We start from the raw sequence: 21,827 nt of genomic DNA on the forward strand, positions 1-21,827 counted from the left end.
ATTGATTGGCATTACGGTGATGTCGGGTTACGCGCTGCGCGCTAACCCGACCTACCCGACTTGCGTCGTCAATCAACAGGCGTAGGTCGGATTAGCGGGGCAAGGCCCAGCGTAATCCGACAACATTGTTGGCATTGGCGCCGGTTACGCCACGCCGTCGCTCAACAACCGCCCCACCTCCGCCAGCAATTCGTCCTCCTGGAACGGCTTGCCGAAATACGCATTCACGCCCAGCTCGAACGCGTGCGCGCGGTGCTTGTCGGCGCTGCGCGAGGTGATCATGATGACGGGAATGGCGCGCGTCTTGTCGTCGCTGCGCACATTGCGCGTCAAATCAAAACCGTCCATGCGCGGCATTTCCACGTCGACCAGCAGCATGGCCGGCATGGCGGCCGCTTCCAGCGCATGCAGCTGCTCCAGCGCATCGAGGCCATCCTTGGCCAGCATTACCTGGTAGCCTTCACGCTCGAACAGGCGCTGCATCACGCGGCGCACCGTCAGCGAATCGTCGACCACCATCACGCGCACGGCTGGCGCTTCCAGCGCGCTCGTAGCGGCATGCTGCTCGCTGCTGGCCAGCGCATACTGCGACAGCAGTTCCGGATGGTGCTCGAGGTGCTGCGCCAAAGCCACCGGATTGAGGATCAGCACGATGTCGCCCGTGCCCAGCACCGTGGCGCCGGCGATGCCCGGCATGCGCGCCAGCTGCGGGCCCACGTGCTTGACCACGACTTCGCGGTTGCCCAGCACGTCATCGACCTGCAAGGCCAGCCTGTCATTGCCATTCCGGAGCAACAGCACGGGCGCATGGCGCTGCGTGGCCTGCGCCGCCGGCGTCTCGCCCAGCATGGCCGACAAATGATGCAGCGCCAGCGACTGCCCGTGCGACTCGATGCGCCCGGCCGCCCGCACCTGCTCCAGCTGCTCGCCTTTCAGGTGCAGCACCTGCTCCACCAGCACCGATGGCAAGGCATACGTCTTGCCGCTGGCCGCCAGCAGCACCACCTGGGTGACGGCCAGGGTCAGCGGCAGGTGGATGGTGAAGCGCATGCCCAGGCCCGCCTGCGTCAGCGTTTCCACTCTTCCGCCCAGGGCCAGCGCTTCGGAGCGCACGATATCCATGCCGAAACCGCGCCCGGCCAGTTCCGTCAGGCTGTCGGCGGTGGAAAAACCGGGCGTGAAAATCAGCTCGGCCGCCTGCGCGTCGGTCAATGGCGCGTCCGTCGCCACCAGGCCGGCGCCGTGTGCCTTGGCGCGGATGCGTTCCAGGTCCAGCCCCGCGCCATCGTCAGAAAAGCTGATCGCCACTTCATTGCCCTGCTGGCTGACCTGCACCAGCAGCTCGCCCGTTTCGCTCTTGCCCGCGGCCAGGCGCGCATCGCGCGGCTCGACGCCGTGCACGATGGCGTTGCGCAGCAAGTGTTCGAAGGGTGCGGCCATGCGTTCGAGCACGCTGCGGTCGATTTCCACGCCACCGCCGCGGATGTCGAGGTTGACGCGCTTGTCGACTTCCTTGGCGCTTTGCCGCGCCACGCGGAACAGGCGTTCGGCGATACTGGCAAACGGCACCATGCGGATCTGCATCAGGTCGCGCTGCAGCTCGCGCGTCAGGCGCGCCTGCAGCACCAGATCGTCCGTCACCGCGTCGACGCTGTGGCGGAGGTTTTCGTGGAACGAGGCCACGTCGTTGACGCTTTCGGCCATCATGCGCGTGAGTTCCTGCAGGCGCGTAAAACGGTCGAATTCGAGCGGGTCGAATTCGCGCTCGCTGCCGACGGCCATGCGCGAGGCGATCTGCGATTCGGCCTGCATTTCCACTTCGCGCAGCTGGCGCCGCAAACGGGCCAGGTTGTCGGAAAACTCGGACAGCGAAGCGCCGAGCACGCCCACTTCATTTTCCATTTTGGAGCGCGTGATCGACACTTCGCCGGCCTGGTTCACGAGGCGGTCGAGGATATCGGCGCGCACGCGCACCAGGGCCGCCTTCGGTTCGGCGGCCGGCGTGTCTTCCATGCCCGGCAAGGGCAGCAAGGGCTGCTGCAATTGCTCGAACAGGTGCAGCGCATGGTCGTAATGGGCCAGCAACTCCTCGAAGGCCTGCGGCGTGGCGGTGCCCGCGTGCAGCATGTTTTCGATATGCGTCTCGATTTCATGCGCGTGCTGGCCCAGGCGCATGGCGCCGGCCATGCGCGCGCTGCCCTTGACCGTGTGCAGGGTACGCAGCAGCATCTGCGCCTGGCCGCTGTCGTGCGGCTGCTGCTGCCAGCTGCGCAACGCCTCGCCGATGCGCGGCAGCAGGTCGGCGCCCTCTTCCAGGAAGACGGACAATAAATCGAGGTCAAGTTCATCGCTGATGCCGGCGCTGGCCGCCAGCAGCGCAGCCGCATCGGCCGGCATGATGGCGGGCGCCGGCGCTTCCGGCGCCGCGTGTTCCAACGGCGGCGCGTGCTCGAAACCGGCGTCGAACAGGTCGTCGCTGTCCTGCACTGGCGCCGGCAATTCGGCAGCCTCCGGCTGCAGCGCGTCGGCGACGATGCTCGCATACGTCGCTTCGAACAGGGTCTCGAGCTGCGGCGGCGGGACTTCGGCGACCGGCTCGGCGGGCTGCGCCGGCGCGCCGACGATGCTGGCGTAAGCGGCCGCGAACAGGGCGTCGAGCCGCTCTTCCTTGCCCTCGCCGGGCGGCGCCGTCAGGGCGCGCCACAGGGTGTTGAGCGCTTCGATCATGTCCGGCTGCGTTGGCGCCAGGTCGCCCAGCGCAAACGCCTGCAGCATTTGCCCGATGCGCTGCGTGGCCTGTTCCAGCACGTCGTGCTGTTCGGCGCGCAGGCCGGCCAGCGGCGGCACCACCGTTTCGATCACCGTTTCGAGCGCGTGCGCCAGGTCGCGCAGGGACTGGAAGCCCACCGTGCCCGACGTTCCCGCCAGCGTATGCACGGCTTGCAGCGCTTCCGCGCTGACGGCGCGCTGTTCATGGCGCCATTCGCCGAAATCGCGCGTGAGCACGCGCAGCAATTCGTCCGTCTCGGCCAGGTAGATGTTGTACAAGGGTAGACTGATGCGCAGGTCGCCCACATGCTTGAGGTGATCGTCCGGCGCTTCGTGCAGCGCGGGCGCCGTGGCCAGGGGCAGTCCGATCACATTGCCATTGCTGGCCACCGGCGCGGCCGGGCGTGGCTTGCGCAGTTCGAACGGTCCGCCTTCGCGCACGCGCTCGGCCGCCGCCAGCAGCATGCCGGGCTCGCGCTCGCGCCCCGCGCCACCTTCCAGTTGGGCCACCCACTCGCTGAGCTGGTACCAGCCGTAATTGAGCAAGGTAAACAAGTCGTCGCTGACGGGCCGCGCCTCGGCCAGCCAGGTATTCATGACGCGTTCGATGGCGCCGGCCGCTTCGGCAAACTGCGCCAGGCCGATCATGCGGCTGCTGCCTTTCAGTGTGTGGAAGGAGCGGCGCAGCATGGCCAGGTGGTCGCCGCTGGCGGCCTGCTCGCGCGGCAGGGCCAGGGTGGTGTCGATGAAGGCCAGCACTTCGCGCGCTTCGGCGATGAAAATGTCGAGCATCTCCGCGTCGACATCGGTCACTGCCGGCGCGGCATCCATGCCGGCAGGCGCGGCGGGCGCCAGGGCCTGGTCAAGCAAGGGAACGGGGCCGGCGGCGGCGACTTTTTCAAATGGCAGGGCGCGGAAGGTGCCGGCGGCCGCGTCGAAATGGAAACGCCCGCTGGCCGCCTGCGCGTTGCGGCCCAGCATATCGGCAAAAAAGCCCAGCGCGCTGACATTTTGCGCGATCTCGTCGAGCGCCTCGGCGCGCGCATCCGCGTTGGCTTCCGCCTTGGCGTCGGCACCGGCCAGCTGCCGCACGGCCGCATCGACCTGCAGCACGGCGGCGCGCGCGTCTTCCTGTGCCAGCCCGGCCAGCTGCTGCTGCAACTGCTCCAGCACGGGCGCGACGCCATCGAGCGCCCCCGCCGTCCCCGTACCAACCGCATCCGCGTAATACGCATTGAGCACTTTTTCCACCTGGCGCAAGCCCGTCTTCATTTCCTCGGCCAGCGCGGCCACCGTCTGGCCCTGTTCGATCTGTCGCGACAGCTCGCCTGCAGTAACAGGCGGCGGCGCTTCGCCAGCCAGCAGCGCCTGCAGGCGCGCGGCGATGGTTTCCGCGTTGCCCGCGAAATCGTCGGGCAGGCGGCGCAGCTGCTCCAGGCCCGTGTCGGCAAACAGCAGCGCCATGCCGATTTCATTTTCCAGGGCCGCGCTGCGCCCGCTGGCCACGGCTTGCCGCGCCACGGCCGCGCATTCGCGCAGCAGGCTGGCCAGGGCCGGCTGCTTCAAGGTCTCCACATGCGCCGCCACTTCTTGCAGCGACGTGTCGAAATCCGTGCCCAGGGCCGGATCGAGGTCGGCTTGCGCCAGGCGGCTCCAGCTGGCGCGCGCCTGCGCCAGCGCCGCGCGGGCGCCTTGCAAGGCGTCCTGGTCGACCTGGCCGTAGCGCCGCGCTTCCACATCGGCGGGCAGCATGCCTTCCAGGGCGAAGGCGGCGCGCAGCTGGCGGGCCTCCGGCGTCGGTTCGTGTGCCGCGGCGATGAAGAACAGGGCATCGCGCAGCATTGATTCAGGCAGGCTGGCCGTCCCCTGTGCCAGGCGGCGCAATTGCAGGTTGATCAGGCCGAACAGCTGCTTGACGTTGAGCGTGCCCATGCCCTCGCCGCTGGCCGCCAGCCCGGCAAACGCCTGCATGGCGAACCAGAAGGTGCGCGCCGGCGCGTCCTGCTGCGCGTCGGCCACCAGGGTCAAGGTGGCGTGCAGGTCGCCCGCATGCTGGCGCCGCGCCGCGTCATCCTGCGCCTTCAGGAAGGGCAGCAAGGATTTTTCAAAGCGCCCGCGCCAGGCCGGGTAATCGCGCACCGGGGGCGATTGCGCCAGCGCGATGGCATGCCCTTCCAGCGGCGACGCTGGCGGGAAAAACAGGTCGGCCGGGTGGATGCGTTCGGCGCCCAGCATGGTTTGCAGGTCGCGGTAATAGGGGAACAAGCGCGCCGGCTGCGGCTGCGTGCCGGCCACCAGGTCTTCCAGGTATTCGCCCAGGGCCTGATACAGTTCGGCGACGACCTGCGCATGGTCCAGCGTGTATTCGAGGCTGCCGTCGCGAAAGCGCGCCAGCGCCTGTTCCGCGGCGTCCGTCAGCAGGCTGGCGCCGGCCACGTCCACCATCACCAGCGCGCCATGCGCCTGGTGCAGGTGCGAGCGCGCATGCTGCAGGGCCGTGGCGCGTTCCTCGCGCTCGCGGCCACCCGCCTCGAACAGGGCCGTTTTCGAGCGGCCCAGCGCTTCGCGGATTTCCACCATCACCCACGACAGAGGTTCGCTGTCGAACGGCTTGGACTGCTGCGGACTATCTGGTTTGCTCATGCATGCCTCGGTAAGGAAATCGCCTGGACTGGCGCGGCGTTCAGGCGGCGACGCGGAAGCGCGACACCGAATTTTTCAGTTCCTGCGCCAGCATCGACAGTTTATGGATCGACTGCGCCGTTTGCTGCGTGCCGTCCTGGGTATGCTCCGTCACGCTCAGGATATGCTGGATATTCAAGGCCACGCCGCTGGCCGAACCGGCCTGCGTGCCCGTGGCGAACGAAATGCCCTGGATCAGTTCCGCCAGGTGTTTCGAGACCTGGCTGATGTCGTTCAAGGCCGCGCCGGCCGCGTCGGACAGGCGCGCGCCCTCGACCACGCCCTGCGTCGACGTTTCCATCGCCCGCGTCGCATCCTGGGTATCGGCCTGGATGGTGCGCACCAGCGCGCCGATCTGCTTGGCGGCGGCGGCCGAGCGTTCGGCCAGGCGCTGCACTTCCTCGGCGACGACGGAAAAGCCGCGCCCCGCTTCGCCGGCCGATGCGGCCTGGATGGCGGCGTTCAGCGCCAGCACGTTGGTCTGCTCGGTGATGTCGGAAATGAGCTCGGTGATCTCGCCGATTTCCTGCGACGATTCGCCCAGGCGCTTGATGCGCTTGGAGGTATCCTGGATCTGCTCGCGGATTTCATGCATGCCCTTGATGGCGTTTTCCACCGCCGTCGAACCCTGCTGCGCGGCCGCCACCGACTGGCGCGCCACGTCGGCCGAGACGCTGGCCGACTTCGACACGTCGGTAATCGCATTGGCCATCTTGACAACGGTGGCGCTGACGCCCTGGATTTCGCGCGACTGCTGCTGCGAGGCGATCAGCAGCTTGCTCGAGATGCTTTGCGCCTGCGTCGAAGCGCGGTTGACCTGTTCCGCCGTCGCCGTCACCCGCCCCACCAGGCCGCGCAATTCCTCGACCGTGTAGTTGACGGAATCGGCGATGGCGCCCGTGATGTCTTCCGATACGGTGGCCTGCACCGTCAGGTCGCCGTCGGCGACCTTCTGCAATTCGTTCATCAGGCGCAGGATGGCCGCCTGGTTCTGCTCATTCCTGGCCTTCGCCACTTCCTCTTTTTCCTGCGACTGCAGGCGCCGGATTTCCGCTTCCTGGCGCCGCCGCTCGGCGTCGCGCGTGCGGTTGACGGAGTCCTGCAGCAGCACCCTGCCGATGCCGGCCGCCGCGATCAGGGTCAGCAACACGCCGCCGACCATCATCCAGAAGGCGACGCCCAGGGTTTCCTGGTTCGCGTGGTACATCTGCTGCAGCAGGGTCAAGCGCTGGCGCAGGTCTTCGTTCTCGTTGAAGATCAGCTGTTCGGCGCTTTTCGCCGAGCTGAATTTGTCAAGCCGGTCGAGGATCGACGAGACCAGCTTCTGGTAGGTGTCGAAACTGGCTTTCAGCGCCACCAGCCGGTCGCGCAGTTCGGCGTCGCGCGTGGGCGCCAGCTGCAGCGACACGCTGCCATTGAGCAAGCCTTCGACGGCGGTGCGAAAATACGTCGTGTCGCGCCCCAGCGAAAATGCCGTTTCCGAGCTGATGCTGCCCGACGAGAGGAATTCGCTGGCGCTGCGGCTCATGCGCTGGCTCAGCATCATCAGGCGGCCGATGACGGCCAGGTCGCGCGCATTGCCGCCGCGCTGCACCTTCAGGGCCCCGATTTCCTCGGTCTGCGCCAGCAGCGCCGGCGACAGCGCATTCAATTGCTGCAAGGTCTTGTCGAATTCGCCCAGCTCCGGCTTCAGGCGCAAGATGGTGCTGGCCGCGCGGTCGCTGCTGGCCCACTTCTTGCGCGCGTCGGCCACCGCCGCCAGCAGCGCGGAACGCGACTCGCCGATATCGCGGCCGTGGTACGTGCCGCCGCGCAGCATCAGGCGGAAATCCTGGTTCAGTTCATTGCGGCTTTCCTCGAGCTGGCGGAACGCTTCCGGATTGCCTTGCACGGCGTTCGGCGCGGCCTTGCCGATGCGCTGAGAATGCATCAGCGCATCGCTGGCCAGCTGCGTCTGCGCCGAGGCGATATTGCCGCTGCGCGTATTGAGGCCGACGAACAGCAGGCTGGCGGCCAGGCTCAGGGCCATCACCGTCGACAGGATGCTCAATTGTTTTTGCAGCGGCAGGTGGCCGATCAGCGGCAGCTTCAAGTCGCGGGCCGGCGCGCTGGCCAGCGACTTGCGCCGTCCCAGCGCATCGCGCAGACGCAGCGGCAAATCGGCCGCCGATGCCGGCTCGCCAGGCGCGTGCTCCGCTTCGGGCAGGCCGGCCGCCAGGATGGGGGAATTGGCGCCCATCAGCACATATCCTTGTGGACAGCGAGGCCGCCAAAGCCGGCATCGAGAAAGCGCTCCGATTGCGCCAGCTGGGCCAGGTCCAGGCGCAGCCACTGCTGGCCTTCGCTGTCGCGCAGCGTTTGCGCCGCCCAGGACGGCTGCACATCCGGCAAGGGCACGGATTGCATCGCGCGTAGCTGGCGCAAGCCCAGTACGCGTTCGACCAGCAAGGCGCAATTGAGGCCCAGGCGCGGAGAAAAGGTGATGATGCGGCAGTGATGACCGGGCGCGCAGGCCGGTCCGCCCATGTAGCGGGCCAGGTCGACGACGCCCGTCAGGCGTCCGCGCAGGGCCGCCAGGCCCAGGTACCAGTCCTGCGCCAGCGGCACGCCTTGTATCTGCACGCCGGAGGCAATGACGATTTCACCGAGCTGCGTCAGGTCGAGCAGGCAGGGCCGGCCGCCGAGCATCACGCCCAGGTCCTTGCGCGCGGCCAGCGCGCCGCTGCGCGCGGCCTGTATCCGCTCGATCAATTGCAGCTGATACTGGCGCAAGCGCCCCTGCCGCGCGCCCGTTCCCAACGTTGGCATGGCGGCAGGCGGAAAGGCCGCGGTGGGCACGCCGGGACCTGGCATCGTGTGCATGCTCAGGAAATCGCGGCGATCTTGGCCAGCAGCTCGGCTTCGACCACGGGCTTGACGAGGTAATCGCGCGCGCCCTGGCGCAAGCCCCAGATGCGGTCCGTTTCCTGGCTCTTGCTGGAACAGATAATCACCGGCACGTCCTGCAGTTCGGGATCGCGGGCGATGGCGCGCGTGATCTGGAAGCCATTCGCACCGGGCATCACCACGTCCATCAGGATCAGGTCGGGCCTGGCCTGCTTCAGCTGCGCCAATGCGTCGGCGCCGTCCTGCGCCGTCAGCACGGCGTAACCGGCGCGCACCAGCATCTCGCTCAGGTAGTAGCGTTCTGTCGGCGAGTCATCGACGATCAGAATTGTGTGTATGGCCATCTGCTTCCTTGCTGCGTTGTAATCAATAAATCACTACTCAAAATACCCGGCCAGGTGCCGCCGCACGGCTTCCAGCAGCGCCTCGCGCCCCAGCGGCTTGACCAGGCAGGCGCTGGCGCCAGCCATGGCGCCGCGCGCGCGGTCGAACAAGCCCTCCTTCGACGACAGCATCAGCACCGGCGTGGCGTGATGCGCGGCGCTGGCCTTGATCAGCGCACACGTGCGGTAGCCGTCCAGGCGCGGCATCACGATGTCGCACACGATCAGCGCCGGCTGGCAGTCGGCGATCTTGGCCAGGGCCTCGAAGCCGTTTTCCGCCACCACGACGCAATAACCGGCTTCGCGCAAGACCTTCTCGGCCGCGCTGCGTATCGTCGCACTGTCGTCGATGACGAGTATCGTCACGCCCTCGCAGGCACCATCGGACGATACCGCGGGCAGGAAAGGACGCGTCATGTGATTATTCGATAATCTTTCATACCATAGCACAGGCGTGCCGCCATTTCATGGGCGGCAGCGGCGTGCTTGCGCATCATGCTTGATTAAATGGCCACCATCTCGAAATCGTCCTTGCGCGCACCGCACTCAGGGCAGGTCCAGTTCATCGGCACATCGGCCCAACGCGTGCCGGGAGCGATGTCTTCGTCGGGCAGGCCGGCCGCTTCATCATAAACCCAGCCGCAAATAAGACACATCCACGTTTGGAATTGCTGCGTTGTTTCGTTGCTACTCACGTTCTGCCACCCTTCAATCAAGTAAAATGCTGAATTAGGTATCTTAATCTACCCGCCGTGCAAAACCAAACTTCTCCCCTCATATTAAGCTTCGGCGTGTCCGATCCGGTCGGCGCGATCGGCATCCAGGCCGACCTGGCCACGTTTTCAGCCTTCGGCTGCCATGGCCTGTCCGTCACCACGGGCCTCCTGATCAGCGACACGGCCCGCGTGGAAGACGTGCAGGCGGTCGACCCGGACTGGGTTTCCGACCAGGCGCGCGTGCTGCTGGAAGACATGTCCGTCGCCGCCATCAAGATCGGCGCGCTGGGCAGCGTGGAAAACGTCACGGCCATCGCCGAAATCGTCTCCGACTATCCGGACGTGCCGCTGATCCTCGATCCCTTCATTTCGGCGCTGCCGGAACAGGGCATGGACGACGAAGATATCCTGACGGCCGTGCGCCAGCTCCTGATTCCGCAAACGACCCTGCTGGTGCTCTCGCCGGTGGAACTGGAGCGCCTGGCCGAGACCTGGCGCGACGCCGACCCCGACGACACTTTGCAAAACGACGTCGACTACCTGGTGGCGCTGGGCTGCGAATACGTGCTCGTCACCGGCATGCCGGCCGACGCCAGCAAGTCCGGCACGGCCGAAGGCAAGCTGCGCGCCAATACCCTGTTCGGCGAGGACGGCGTGGTGCGCCACGACGAATGGCAGCACCTGCCCGGCATCTTCAACGGCGCCGGCAGCACCCTGTCGGCGGCGGCCACCGCCCTGCTAGCCCTGGCGGAAAACGAAGACGACGTGCCGCAGGTGGTCGTGGCGGCGCAGGAATTCACGGCCGGCGCGCTGGCCCACGCGCAGCGCCACGGCATGGGCAAGCTGGTGCCGAACCGGCTATTCCGGCAGCAGCGCCAGCGCGGCGCCCAATAAGCACAGACCAGACGACACAGACAACGATCCACTTTCAAGGCACGATTATCATGACGACGACTTCACAGAACGACATCCTGTTTGCCCGCGCACAAAAAACCACGCCAGGCGGCGTCAATTCGCCCGTGCGCGCCTTCCGCTCCGTCGGCGGCACGCCGCGCTTCATCACGCGCGCCGAAGGCCCGTATTTCTGGGACGCGGACGGCAAGCGCTATATCGACTACATCGGCTCCTGGGGCCCGGCCATCGTCGGCCACGCCCATCCGGAAGTGGTGAAAGCGGTGCAGGATGCGGCCGCGCTGGGCCTGTCGTTCGGCGCGCCGACGGAAGGCGAAGTGCTGATGGCCGAGGAAATCACGCGCCTGGTGCCATCGATCGAACAGGTGCGCCTGGTGTCGTCGGGCACGGAAGCGACCATGAGCGCCCTGCGCCTGGCGCGCGGCGCCACGGGCCGCGACAAGATCGTCAAGTTCGAAGGCTGCTACCACGGCCACGCCGATTCGCTGCTGGTGAAAGCGGGCAGCGGCCTGCTCACCTTCGGCAACCCGACGTCGGCCGGCGTGCCGGAAGATTTCGTCAAGCACACCCTGGTGCTCGACTATAACAACGTCGAGCAGCTGAAAGACGCCTTCGACAGCTTCGGCGCGGACATCGCCTGCGTCATCGTCGAACCGGTGGCCGGCAACATGAACCTGGTGAAAGCGACGCCGGAATTCCTGCAGGCGATGCGCGAACTGTGCACGCAGCACGGCGCCCTGCTCATTTTCGATGAAGTCATGTGCGGCTTGCGCGTGGCCCTGGGCGGCGCGCAGGCGCTGTACGGCATCAAGCCCGATCTCACGGCGCTGGGCAAGGTGATCGGCGGCGGCATGCCGGTGGCGGCCTTCGGCGGCAGTGCGGCGCTGATGCACAACATGGCGCCGCTGGGCGCCGTCTACCAGGCCGGTACCTTGTCGGGCAACCCGGTCGCCGTGGCGGCCGGCATGGCCACCCTGAAATTGATCCAGCAGCCGGGCTTCTACGAGCAGCTGGGCGCGACGGCCAAGCGCCTGGCCGAAGGCCTGACCGCCGCCGCCAAAGAAGCTGGCGTGGTCTTCTGCGCCGACTACATCGGCGGCATGTTCGGTATCTATTTCAGCGCAACGCCGCCGACCAGCTACGCGGAAATGATGGCCGGCGACCGCAGCAAGTTCAACGCCTTCTTCCATGCCATGCTGGACGAAGGCGTGTACTTCGCGCCCGCCGCCTTCGAAGCGGGCTTCGTCTCGGCGCAGCACGATGATGCCGTCATTGACGCCACCATCGCCGCCGCGCGCAAGGTGTTTGCCAAACTGGCATAAGCGTTTTATACGGTCGCGGTGTCCATCACCGCGGCCACCAGCGCCGGCAGGCTGGCCATGTCATTGAAGACGACATGCGCGCCGGCCGCCTTCAGGCGCGCTTCCTGGCCGGGCGCGATATGCCCGCCGCCGATGAATCCCAATACCGTCATGCCCGCCGCCACGGCGGCCGTCACGCCCGTGACGCTGTCTTCCAGCACCAGGCACTGGCCTGGCGGCACGCCAAAGGCGGCAGCCGCCGCCAGGTAGACACCCGGGTGCGGTTTGGCATGACCGACCAGGTCCGGCGTGAACACGCGCTTGTCGAACAGCGGCGCCATGCCGGTGCGCTCGAGCGCCGACAGCACGCGCGCGCTGACGCTGTTCGACGCGACTGCCTTGGGCAGCGGAATGGCGGCCAGCGCCTGCGCCACGCCGGGCACGGCGCGCAATTGCGCATCGCAAGCCGCATCGACGGCATTGCCGATGGCCATGATCTCGTCGGCCGGCAATTGCGGCAAACCCAGTTCCTTGTAGATATCCTGCATCAGCGGCACCAGGCGCTGGCCCAGGCGCGGCTCGATCAAGCCTTGCAGGGTGACGCCCTCGGGCAGGTTCGGCAGACGCGGCCCCAGCAATTCCAGCAACGCTTGCAGGGCCACGGCTTCGCTGTCGATCAGCACGCCATCGCAGTCGCTGATCAGATGGGTAAAGCGCGGTGGGGTGGTGGCGGTATCAGGCATGGACTCTCCAGAAAGCAATGGTGACGGGAAATGCGGCGGCCAGCCGGCCAAGGCCGGCATCGTAACGATCATAGGTGGAACAGGCGGACGCTACCACGCAGAAAACGTCACGATGACGATACTTTTCTGCACGGCAGGCGGTAGGCATCAATCGGCAATCATCAATACCAATTCAATACCACGCAATACCAGTGATTATCGCCGATTTTTGAAATTGCTGCGCTCGTCCTGAAACCGGAGCGCGGAGCACCCCGGCGATGCTGCGATACGGCTTATTTCAGCCAGCCGCGGTGGCGGAAGTACAGGAAGGGCGCGATGGCGCTGGTGATCATGAGGCCCCAGGCCCAGGGATAGCCGAACGACCATTCCAGTTCCGGCATCAGCTTGAAGTTCATGCCGTACACGCTGGCGATCAGGGTCGGCGGCAGGAAGGCCACGCTGGCTACCGAGAAGATCTTGATGATCTTGTTCTGGTTGATGTTGATGAAACCGACGGTGGCATCCATCAGGAAGTTGATCTTGTCGAACAGGAAAGACGTATGGCCGTCCAGCGATTCGATGTCGCGCAAAATCTGCCGCGCTTCCTCGAACTGCTCGGAATTCAATAAGCGGCCGCGCATCAGAAAGCTCACGGCGCGGCGCGTATCCATCATGTTGCGGCGGATACGGCCATTCAAATCTTCCTCGTGGGCAATCGCGTTCAGCGCTTCAGCCGCGTGCGCATCGGTAAATTCCTTTTGCAGCACGCGCGTGCTGACTTCTTCCAGGTTCTGGTAGATGCCTTCGAGCACGTCGGCCGAATATTCGGCATCGGTGGCGTACAGGTCGAGCAGCACGTCCATGTAATCGGCAATCGAGCCTGGCCGCGAACGGGCGCGCATGCGCACCAGGCGGAACACGGGCAAATCGTCCGTATGCATGGAAAACAAAATTTTGCGGGCAAGAATGAAAGCGACCGTGATGACGCGCGAGGGGCCGTCGTCTTCTTCGCGCAAGAAATCCGTGCGCAGGTGCAAGTCGCCGTTTTCCGCTTCGTAATAGCGGGCCGACGCTTCGATATCCTTGACTTCGTCTTCGCCCGGCAGGGTGACGTTGTAGATGGCCTTGACCCAGGCCCGTTCATCATCGGTAGGGTCGGTCAGGTCGACCCACACCGGTTCGGCATTTTCGAGGTCTGCGCGGCTGTCGATCGGCACCTGGTTGAGCCGGCCATTCTGTAATACAAAGACATTGATCATGCGCGCTCTCAGCCGGATGTGGGGTTATCGTGATGTGCTGGCGCTGGCGCCAAAAATGAAAACAGCGCAAGTGTACCCGCAAAGGCCTTTTCACGACCACCCCCGGCACCGCTTTTTCACGGAAAAAGTGCGGCGCTGCACCAAGGGAGACGATTAAGATGCCGCCCTGCAATAATGCCAATTCAGCAGCCTTGACTTAATGCAAACGAACGAGGCCGCCTTCAAGGCAATTCCGCCGCCCCCATGCGGCGCAGGATCACGCCCGTGCGCCGGTTCAAATACCCGGTATCGCGGTGGCGGTCGTAAAAACGGGGATTCGGCAGCATCACGGCCAGTTTCGCCGCCTGCCCGGCGCTCAAGCCCGCCGCGCTGACCCGGTAATAGTGGCGCGCGGCCGCTTCGGCGCCAAAGGTGCCCGTGCCGAATTCCACCACGTTCAGATAAATCTCGAAAATGCGCTGTTTCTCCATCAGACTTTCCAGCATGTAGGTGATGATCAGTTCCTGGCCCTTGCGCACATAGCTGCGCGAACCGGACAGGAACAGATTCTTCGCCAGCTGCTGCGTGATGGTCGAGCCACCGGCCACGACCTTCTGCTTCTTGCTGTTTTTTTCATACGCCTTTTGCAAGGCTTCCCAGTCCACGCCTTCGTGCTCGGAGAAATTCGCGTCTTCCGAAGCGATGATGGCCCGTTTCAGGTTGTTCGAGATGCGTTCGTACGGCACCCACGTCTGCTGGATCGTGGCCTTGGGATTCTTGTCCTGCAAGACAGACAACTGTTCGCGCATGAAGGCCGTGCTGGACGGGTTATGGTCGACCCACCACCAGATTTGCAGGAAGAAATACAGTTGCACGACGATAAAGGCCAGCACGGGGACGATGAACAGCCACTTGATCCAGCCGTAGCGGCTGCCACGAGCCTTGCCCTTCTTGCCGCCGCTCACAGGGCACTGCGCAGCTGCGCCAGCAAGTCCTGCGTCTGCGGCCGCACGCCGCGCCACACATAAAACGCTTCGGCCGCCTGCTCCACGAGCATGCCCAGGCCGTCGCGCACCTGCGCGCCATGTTGGGCGGCAAAGTCCATGAAGACAGTAGGCTGGGCGCCGTACATCATGTCCAGCGCCAGGGTATGGGGGCAGAAGATACCGGGCGGCACGGGCGGCAAGTCGCCCGCCAGGCTGGCCGAGGTGGCATTGATGACGATATCGAAGACGCCATCGGGCTGCGCAAAGCCGCCGGCGCGCAGCTGAGCGGGGTGCGCCAGCGCATCGGCGAACTGCGCCACCAGCGCCTCGGCCGTCGCCACAGTGCGGTTGGCAATGAAGATTTCCTGCGGTCCCTGTTCCAGCAAGGGCAGCACGACGCCGCGCGCGGCACCGCCCGCGCCCAGCAGCAGGACGCGCTTGCCGGCGACCTTTACGCCCGCGTTGCGCACGATGTCGGCCACCAGGCCCGCGCCATCGGTATTGTCGCCAAGAATGGTGTCGCCATCGAAACGCAGGGTATTGACGGCGCCGGCCGCCTGCGCGCGCGGCGTCAGCTCGGTGGCCAGCGCGCACGCGTCCAATTTAAAGGGTACGGTCACGTTCGCGCCCTTGCCGCCCTCGGCGGCAAAGCTGCGGGCCGCCAGCGCAAAGCCATCGAGCGGCGCCAGCCGGCGCTCGTAGACGATGGGCTCGCCCGTCTGCAGGGCAAACGCGGCGTGGATCAGTGGGGACTTGCTGTGGGCGATGGGATTGCCGAAGACACAATATTGATCAGGACTCATTGCTTGCTTGTTCAATTACTACCGCCAGTCAGGTTAGCTTCCATTTTTTCTTCGCGCGTAAATTTGAAGCGGGTGATGACGACCCACAGGTCATCCTTGTCGCTCGACAACATATTCGGTGGAAAACGGCCGAATGGCGCCGAGCGGCGCACGATGGCCAGGGCCGCCGCGTCCAGCGCCGGATTGCCCGAGCTTTTCTCCACGCGGACGCCGCCCTCTTTCTGGTAAATCGTGCCGTCCTGGAAGATGGGGATATAGACGACGAGTTCGCCATACATCTTGCGGCCATTCTTTTGCGGGAAATTCAGGGTGCCGATTTCCTCGATGCGCTTTTGCAGGGTCTTGTAATACATGGCATAGCCGACCTCTTGCGTGCTGGGCGTAATGAAGGTCTTGCGGGGGCGCTTGTTCTGGTCTTCCACGGTCTGGCTGATCTCGGCCGCCATGCGGGCGATGGCCTTGCTGCTTTCCATCAAGTCCGAACCGGTGGCCAAGGGATTGGGCTTGTCCTTTTCCGTGACGGGCGCGGCGCTGTAGGGCGTGGGCTTGGCCGCCTGCGTCAGCAGTTCCTGCTGTTTTTGTTCCAGTTCGGCGATGCGCCGGGCGCTGGCCTTGACGCTGTCGCCCTCTTCCACCTTGCGCATGTCGGGCAAGGGCGACTTGGCGCGGCCCTTGTCGGCTTGTCCGCCACCGTCGAGATTGGCTTGCGCCAGGGCATCGGCCTTCAGCGGCTTGTTCGCATGCTTGGCGTTGACCAGGATCACTTCCAGGCCGGGATCGGTGGCCACGGCCCGCTGCGGCGCCGGGGCGACAAAATGCATCGCCAGCAAGGCGCCGTGCGCCAGCAGCGAGACCGCCACGGCGATCATCAGGAAACGATTCTCTCGGAAAGACTTCACGCGCAACCCAGTTCCTTACAAGCACAAGATACAAGATGGCTGAATTCTACGTCAAAGGGCGGCGCCGGCAACAGTTTTCAGCACCGCCTTGTGGCGTGACGATGGCCTTACTTGACCTCGGGTTCGCTGACTACGTCTTCGCTGGCCAGTTCCGCCACTTCCGCATCGGCGTCGCTGACCTGGTTCGCCGCTTCCGGCGATGGTTCGGCCGCCACGTCGCCCTCGTCCGCCACATCGTCGCCCGCCTCTTCTTCGTAGTCGAGCTCGGCGTCGGCCGCCGCATCGGGCACGGCGGCGATTTCCAGCAGGCGCGCTTCGATGCTGAGGTCGACCTCATCCCAGCGCAGCAAGTCCAGTTTCACCTGGGCGCCGCGCGCCACCGACGGCATGCCCGGCAGCTTGATGACCAGCGGAATGTCGACCAGGCGCAGGATTTCGTCTTTCAGCACGACGGCGTCGACCTGGCGCGCGTTTTCCTGGTGCAGCCAGCGCAAGCACCAGTAGCGTTCCATGTTCGACTGGAAGTCGCCATACGCGGCGTACGCGGCATCAAACGCCGAAACGATGGCGAACAAGTTCGCGTCGCGCGGCTTGAACGGGGCCACCAGCGGCGCCGTCACGCCATGCTCGGCGCAGGCGATGATTTGCCACTGGTTCACCAGATCCGTATAGCGGCGCAAGGGCGAAGTGCTCCACGCATATTGATCGACGCCCAGGCCCTGGTGCGGCGCCGCATGGGTGACCATGCGCACCTGCATTTTTGCCGCCCAGCTATTGCCGCTGCCGCCACCCTGGCTGCGGTAAATGCCGGGCACGCCATGGTCGTGCAGCATCTTGCCCCAGGTGCTGTTGGCAAAAATCATCAGTTCGGCGACGATCTTGTCGAGCGGCGCGCCACGCTTGCGGCGCGCCACGGTGACGATGTCGTTTTCCACATAGAAGTTGAAATCGACGCGGTTATTCTGTTCCGGCTTCAGGCCAAACGCTTCGCGCTTCTTCATGCGCCCCTGTTCCAGCTGTTGCGCCCATTGCCACAGCACGGCAAAATCGGCCTTGTGCGGATACTCGCCTTCGCCGCTGACCAGGGTTTCCTCGTTGACCAGGTCGTCGAGCTGGTTATGGCGCAAGTTGCTGGCAATCGGCACCAGCTCGGCGCGCGTCTGCGTGCTGACGACGGCCCAGTCGGCTTTCGGGTCCAGGGTCGCGTACAGCGACAGGGCCGGGCACGTCGTGCCTTCCGCCAGCGTAAACGCGTTGACGATTTCATCGGGCAGCATGGTGATCTTGTCGCCCGGCATGTAGACGGTCGACATGCGTTGGCGCGCCATCTTGTCGATCACGTCTTCCGGACGGATGCCCAGGCCCGGCGCGGCGATGTGGATACCCACTTTCACGGTGCCATCGGGCAAGGGCTGCACGGAGAAGGCATCGTCGATCTCGGTCGTGGTCACGTCGTCGATCGAGAAGGCGGCCACGTCGGCCAGCGGCAGCTTGGCCGTCACGGACGGCACGGGCACGCTCGGGAAACCGGCGCCTTTCGGGAAATTCTCAAACAGGAACTTCGACAGGTGCAAGTCTTTCGGCGACGCAATGCCACCGACGGCCAGCATCAGGCGTGGCGGCGTCGTGTGCAGTTCCGTGCACGCCGCTTCCAGTGCCTTGTATTCGATGGTGTTCTTGTCGGGCTTGAACAGCAGTTGCAGCACCATGGGCTGCATCGAGGCCGGCAGGCGGTTCTGCTTCAGCTCTTCCACGTAAGCGGCCTGCACCAGCGCCTGCTGCTTTTTCTTTTCGATGCCGGCCAATGCCGCCTTCAGCGATGCTTCCGGCGCCGCCTTGTAGCGGCCACGGCCCTTCTTGTAGAAATACACGGGCGCCGAATGCAGGGCCAGGATCAGGCCGGCCGCTTCCGGCGGCAACGGTGCGTGGCCGAAGTACTCGGCGCCCAGCTCGGCAAAGCCAAACTCGTCTTCGCCTGCCACTTCCCACAGGAAATCGAGATCGATGTCGGCGGCAACGGCCTTGGCTTGCTCGAGCAGCTCGGCCGGGGCCGGCTTTTCATATTGCAGCAACACATCCTTGACCTTGACCTTGGTGCGCTTGCCGCTGGCCATTTCGACCTGGTACGCTTCACCCGCTTGCGACAGGACCGTGCCGACCTTGAAATCGCCGGATTCTTCAAAAAATAGATTCATTATTATGCTTTGTTCATTAATGTGTCGGTTGCAACGGTGCGAGTGACGGACGTCAACTCCAGCACCGCCGGCAAAAATACTTCGGTTACCAGCAGCAATCCCTGGTGACGCTGATACAGGCAGCGGCGGGCAAAAAACAGCGCCTGCCCGTCGGCGCGCCGCCCTTCCCGCGCCAGCGCCGCCTGCGCCCGCTGCACCAGCGGGTGGCCGGCGCGCAAGCGGGCAAATTCCAGTTCGCCGCGGCGCACCATGCGGTCGCCAAACAGGGTCGTGCCCAGCGAACGCTCGCCCAGCGCGGAAAACAAGGGCCAGTCCGTGGCCGTCGCCTGCATGGGCACGACGGTATGGCCAAACACGGCCGGTTTGTCATCGCAACGCAGCAGCACTTCGCGTTCCCACACGCGGCCCGCGCGGTGCAGACCGATGATGGCGGCCTCGTCGCTCAGACAACGTGCCGTTTCCTGATGCAAACATTGCACGCGAAATGCCTGGCTATGCGCTTTCAGCTTGGCCGTCAGCGAACCGCCGCCCGTGAGCCAGTGGCGCAAGGCGGGTGGCGCATTGACGGCGTTCACGTGCGCATGCCATTGCGCCTGCCGCAGCGAACCCGGCCTCACTGGGCAGCGTCCGCATCGATGCCGCAAAAGGCCAGCACGGGCGCCACATAATCGGCAAATTCGCTGATGCCATGGTCGCTGCCGTCGATGACCAACTGCCGCGCCCCCTGATAATGCGCCACCATGTCGCGGTAGTCGAGCACTTCATCGCCGGTGGCGGCAATCAGGAAATAGCGTTGCGGCTCAGTAATTTTCTCTACGGCAAACGTGCGCAGCTCGGCTATGTATTCGCGCTTGAACTCGAAGGGCTTGTCCGAATGGAATTCCGTCGTCACGCCCACATGCTGTTCCAGGTCGATCAGGGGCACGATGGCAGGATTGAGCAATACGGCGCGGCAACCGAGCTGCTCGGCCAGCCAGGTGGCGTAATAGCCGCCCAGCGAGGAGCCGACTATCGTCAGCTCTGCCGGCGCCACGTCCTTGACCAGCGACAGGGCCAACTCGATGGCAAGCTTGGGCGAAGCCGGCAATTGCGGGCACAGCCACTGTGCCTCGCGGCCCAGCGCCTGCATCTGCGCGGCCAGCAGGCGCGACTTCATCGACAGGGGCGACGAGCGAAATCCATGCAGGTACAGAATCATCGGCCCAGGGCCTCCAGCAATTTCTGGTGCACGCCGCCAAAGCCGCCATTGCTCATGACCACGATCTGGTCGCCGGGACGGGCGCTGGCCGCCACGGCCGCCACCAGGGTATCGATGTCTTCGTAGGCGCTGGCAATCTTGCCCAGCGGCGCCAGCGCGTCGCCCAGGCTCCAGCCCAGCGCTTGCTGACTGCCGAAACCGAAGACCAGGTCGGCATCCTTGAGGCTGCCTGGCAGCGCATCTTTCATGGCGCCCAGCTTCATGGTGTTCGAACGCGGTTCCAGCACGGCCAGGATGCGGGTGCCGCTGCCGACCTTCTGGCGCAGGCCGCCCACGGTGGTGGCAATGGCCGTCGGGTGGTGCGCGAAATCGTCGTACACGGTGATGGCGTTGACGACGCCGCGCACTTCCATGCGGCGCTTGACGCTTTCGAACGTGGCCAGCGAGGCACAGGCCTGGGCAATCGGTACGCCCACGTGGCGCGCGGCGGCGATGGCCGCCAGCGCATTGCTGCGGTTGTGCTTGCCAGTAAGCGCCCACGCCACGTGGCCTTCCTGCTTGTCATTGAAGAACACGTCGAAGCTGCCATCGGCCTGCTCTTGCAGTTGCCAGTTGGCATCTTGACCAAAACTTTCCTTTTCACTCCAGCAACCGCGCGCCAGCACGCGCTGCAGCGACGCTTCGTCGCCGTTGAACACGAGGCGGCCGATGCCGGGCACGGTGCGCACCAGGTGGTGGAATTGCGTCTCGATCGCGTGCAGATCGGGGAAGATGTCGGCGTGATCATATTCCAGGTTGTTCATGATGGCCGTCTTCGCGTGGTAATGCACGAACTTGCTGCGCTTGTCGAAGAAGGCCGTGTCGTATTCGTCCGCTTCGATGACGAAGAAGTCCGACTCGGCGCTCTTGCCGTCGATCATGCCGCTGAGGCGGGCGGAAATGCCAAAGTTCATCGGCACGCCGCCGATCAGGAAGCCCGGCGCGTAGCCCGCGTCTTCAAGTATCCAGGCCAGCATGGCCGAGGTGGTCGTCTTGCCATGCGTGCCGGCCACGGCCAGCACCCACTTGTTGCGCAAGATGTGTTCGCCGATCCACTGGGGGCCGGACACGTACGGCAGGCTACGGTTGAGGATTTCTTCCACCAGCGGGTTGCCGCGCGAGACCACATTGCCAATCACATACAAATCCGGGTTCAGCTTGGCCTGTTCCGGGTCGAAACCCTGGATCAGTTCGATTCCCTGCGATTCCAGCTGGGTGCTCATCGGCGGATACACGTTGGCATCGCAACCGGTAACTTTATGGCCGGCTTCCTTGGCCAGGACAGCCAGGCCGCCCATGAAGGTACCGCAAATGCCGAGAATATGAATATGCATGTGATCAGTGCGAAAGGCGCACGCTTAGTAAGTAAGACGGTGAGATAAAAAACAGCAAGTGCAGGATTTTACCTGACGCCATGACTTTTTCCGCTTCGGAGTATCATCTCGCTCATGACGAACGATGCATTTGACGATAGCGCGCAGCTGCGCCTGGAAATCGCCGCCGCTGCCGCGCGCCTCGTGGCGCAGGATGGCGCCGACTATGGCAGCGCCAAGCGCAAGGCGGCGCGGCAAGTCCTCGGCGACGCGCCGAACCGGCCCAATATCCTGCCTGACAACGACATGATCGAGGAGCAGGTGCGGCAATACAATGCCCTGTTCCTGGCCGACAGCCAGCCGGCGCGGCTGTTCCAGCTGCGCACGATCGCGCTGCAGGTGATGGAAGCGTTGCAACAATTTCATCCCCTGCTCAGCGGCCCCGTGCTCAATGGCACGGCCGGCCCCCACGACGAGATCTATCTGCAGCTGTTTGCCGAGAGCGCCAAGGATATCCACATCTTCCTGCTGAATAAAAATGTCGTGCTCGACATGTCGGAAAGCCCGCATTTCAAGGGAGCGCGTTATGATGCGGTCGAGACAGCCAGTTTCTTGTGGAAAAACGAAGGCGTGCACGCGGCCATGTATGAACTTGACGATATGCGCGGCGCGCTGAAAACCAAGGCGGATGGCAAGGTGCTGCGCACCGATATTGCCGGGCTGCGCAGCCTGCTGGCAGCCAGCCTCGCCGATGGCGCGCCGGCTGCCGACTAACATTGATATAG

General features: G+C 64.8%; 20 protein-coding genes. 5 read left to right on the forward strand and 15 right to left on the reverse strand.

The window, feature by feature from the left end; all coding sequences use genetic code 11:
• Positions 1-144: 144 nt before the first annotated feature.
• From CLU90_RS14530 to CLU90_RS14555, 6 genes are all read right to left on the reverse strand, one after another.
• Positions 145-5,412 carry a hybrid sensor histidine kinase/response regulator gene (locus CLU90_RS14530; protein ID WP_100428265.1) on the reverse strand — a complete coding sequence of 1,756 codons (5,268 nt, stop codon included), beginning with the start codon at positions 5,410-5,412 and terminating at the stop codon, positions 145-147.
• Positions 5,413-5,452: 40 nt separating this feature from the next.
• On the reverse strand, positions 5,453-7,690 hold the full coding sequence (locus CLU90_RS14535) for a methyl-accepting chemotaxis protein (RefSeq protein WP_092711470.1): 2,238 nt from the start codon (positions 7,688-7,690) through the stop codon (positions 5,453-5,455).
• Positions 7,690-8,313 (reverse strand): chemotaxis protein CheW, encoded by a 624-nt coding sequence (locus tag CLU90_RS14540; RefSeq protein ID WP_332870867.1) that lies wholly within the window; start codon positions 8,311-8,313, stop codon positions 7,690-7,692. Before CLU90_RS14540 ends, CLU90_RS14535 begins: the two co-directional genes overlap by 1 nt.
• A 2-nt stretch (positions 8,314-8,315) precedes the next feature.
• Positions 8,316-8,681, reverse strand: a complete 366-nt coding sequence (locus tag CLU90_RS14545; RefSeq protein WP_034780235.1) for a response regulator — start codon at positions 8,679-8,681, stop codon at positions 8,316-8,318.
• Positions 8,682-8,714: 33 nt separating this feature from the next.
• The gene (locus CLU90_RS14550) at positions 8,715-9,137 is read right to left on the reverse strand and encodes a response regulator (protein ID WP_092711472.1); all 423 of its coding nucleotides are present in this window, start codon (positions 9,135-9,137) and stop codon (positions 8,715-8,717) included.
• Between the two features lie 86 nt (positions 9,138-9,223).
• Positions 9,224-9,376, reverse strand: coding sequence for a rubredoxin (locus CLU90_RS14555; RefSeq protein ID WP_038488910.1), 153 nt, complete (start codon positions 9,374-9,376; stop codon positions 9,224-9,226).
• 96 nt (positions 9,377-9,472) lie between these two features.
• On the opposite strand from CLU90_RS14555, the gene thiD reads away from it, so the two are divergent.
• Positions 9,473-10,330, forward strand: coding sequence for a bifunctional hydroxymethylpyrimidine kinase/phosphomethylpyrimidine kinase (thiD, locus tag CLU90_RS14560; RefSeq protein ID WP_034746671.1), 858 nt, complete (start codon positions 9,473-9,475; stop codon positions 10,328-10,330).
• 50 nt (positions 10,331-10,380) lie between these two features.
• Entirely contained in the window at positions 10,381-11,670 is a 1,290-nt protein-coding gene (hemL, locus tag CLU90_RS14565; RefSeq protein ID WP_035822102.1) for a glutamate-1-semialdehyde 2,1-aminomutase, read from the forward strand.
• Between the two features lie 5 nt (positions 11,671-11,675).
• Here hemL and CLU90_RS14570 read toward each other — a convergent pair whose 3' ends face one another.
• Complete coding sequence (locus CLU90_RS14570) at positions 11,676-12,392, reverse strand: HAD family hydrolase (protein ID WP_092711474.1); 717 nt, start codon at positions 12,390-12,392, stop codon at positions 11,676-11,678.
• Between CLU90_RS14570 and CLU90_RS29310 the strand changes: the two genes are divergently transcribed.
• Complete coding sequence (locus tag CLU90_RS29310; RefSeq protein ID WP_139178195.1) at positions 12,391-12,624, forward strand: hypothetical protein; 234 nt, start codon at positions 12,391-12,393, stop codon at positions 12,622-12,624. The genes CLU90_RS14570 and CLU90_RS29310 overlap by 2 nt on opposite strands.
• 40 nt (positions 12,625-12,664) lie before the next feature.
• Here the strand turns inward: CLU90_RS29310 and corA are convergent, their stop codons facing one another.
• Positions 12,665-13,630, reverse strand: coding sequence for a magnesium/cobalt transporter CorA (gene corA, locus CLU90_RS14575; RefSeq protein ID WP_034746658.1), 966 nt, complete (start codon positions 13,628-13,630; stop codon positions 12,665-12,667).
• Between corA and CLU90_RS29315 the strand changes: the two genes are divergently transcribed.
• Complete coding sequence (locus tag CLU90_RS29315; RefSeq protein ID WP_157808825.1) at positions 13,629-13,787, forward strand: hypothetical protein; 159 nt, start codon at positions 13,629-13,631, stop codon at positions 13,785-13,787. The two genes, corA and CLU90_RS29315, sit on opposite strands and share 2 nt — an antisense overlap.
• Before the next feature lie 64 nt (positions 13,788-13,851).
• On the opposite strand, the gene mtgA is transcribed toward CLU90_RS29315, so the two are convergent.
• The 7 genes from mtgA to mpl all read right to left on the reverse strand — a co-directional run bounded on the left by mtgA (position 13,852) and on the right by mpl (position 21,063).
• The gene (mtgA, locus tag CLU90_RS14580; RefSeq protein ID WP_092711476.1) at positions 13,852-14,574 is read right to left on the reverse strand and encodes a monofunctional biosynthetic peptidoglycan transglycosylase; all 723 of its coding nucleotides are present in this window, start codon (positions 14,572-14,574) and stop codon (positions 13,852-13,854) included.
• A complete protein-coding gene (gene aroE / locus CLU90_RS14585) occupies positions 14,571-15,398 on the reverse strand; it encodes a shikimate dehydrogenase (protein ID WP_092711478.1) in 828 nt (275 codons plus the stop codon). Before aroE ends, mtgA begins: the two co-directional genes overlap by 4 nt.
• Positions 15,399-15,409: 11 nt before the next feature.
• On the reverse strand, positions 15,410-16,267 hold the full coding sequence (locus CLU90_RS14590; RefSeq protein WP_092711480.1) for a TonB family protein: 858 nt from the start codon (positions 16,265-16,267) through the stop codon (positions 15,410-15,412).
• A gap of 137 nt (positions 16,268-16,404) precedes the next feature.
• Positions 16,405-18,492, reverse strand: coding sequence for an RNB domain-containing ribonuclease (locus tag CLU90_RS14595; RefSeq protein WP_092711482.1), 2,088 nt, complete (start codon positions 18,490-18,492; stop codon positions 16,405-16,407).
• Positions 18,493-18,494: 2 nt separating this feature from the next.
• Positions 18,495-19,109, reverse strand: coding sequence for a chorismate--pyruvate lyase family protein (locus tag CLU90_RS14600; RefSeq protein WP_092711484.1), 615 nt, complete (start codon positions 19,107-19,109; stop codon positions 18,495-18,497).
• A complete protein-coding gene (locus CLU90_RS14605) occupies positions 19,106-19,690 on the reverse strand; it encodes a YqiA/YcfP family alpha/beta fold hydrolase (RefSeq protein ID WP_092711486.1) in 585 nt (194 codons plus the stop codon). The genes CLU90_RS14600 and CLU90_RS14605 overlap by 4 nt, the downstream gene beginning before the upstream one ends.
• Complete coding sequence (mpl, locus tag CLU90_RS14610; protein WP_092711488.1) at positions 19,687-21,063, reverse strand: UDP-N-acetylmuramate:L-alanyl-gamma-D-glutamyl-meso-diaminopimelate ligase; 1,377 nt, start codon at positions 21,061-21,063, stop codon at positions 19,687-19,689. The genes CLU90_RS14605 and mpl overlap by 4 nt, the downstream gene beginning before the upstream one ends.
• A 114-nt stretch (positions 21,064-21,177) precedes the next feature.
• Between mpl and CLU90_RS14615 the strand changes: the two genes are divergently transcribed.
• Entirely contained in the window at positions 21,178-21,816 is a 639-nt protein-coding gene (locus CLU90_RS14615) for a hypothetical protein (protein WP_092711490.1), read from the forward strand.
• Positions 21,817-21,827: the final 11 nt, after the last annotated feature.

It is taken from the genome of Janthinobacterium sp. 67, from assembly GCF_002797895.1.
Lineage (GTDB): Bacteria > Pseudomonadota > Gammaproteobacteria > Burkholderiales > Burkholderiaceae_D > Janthinobacterium.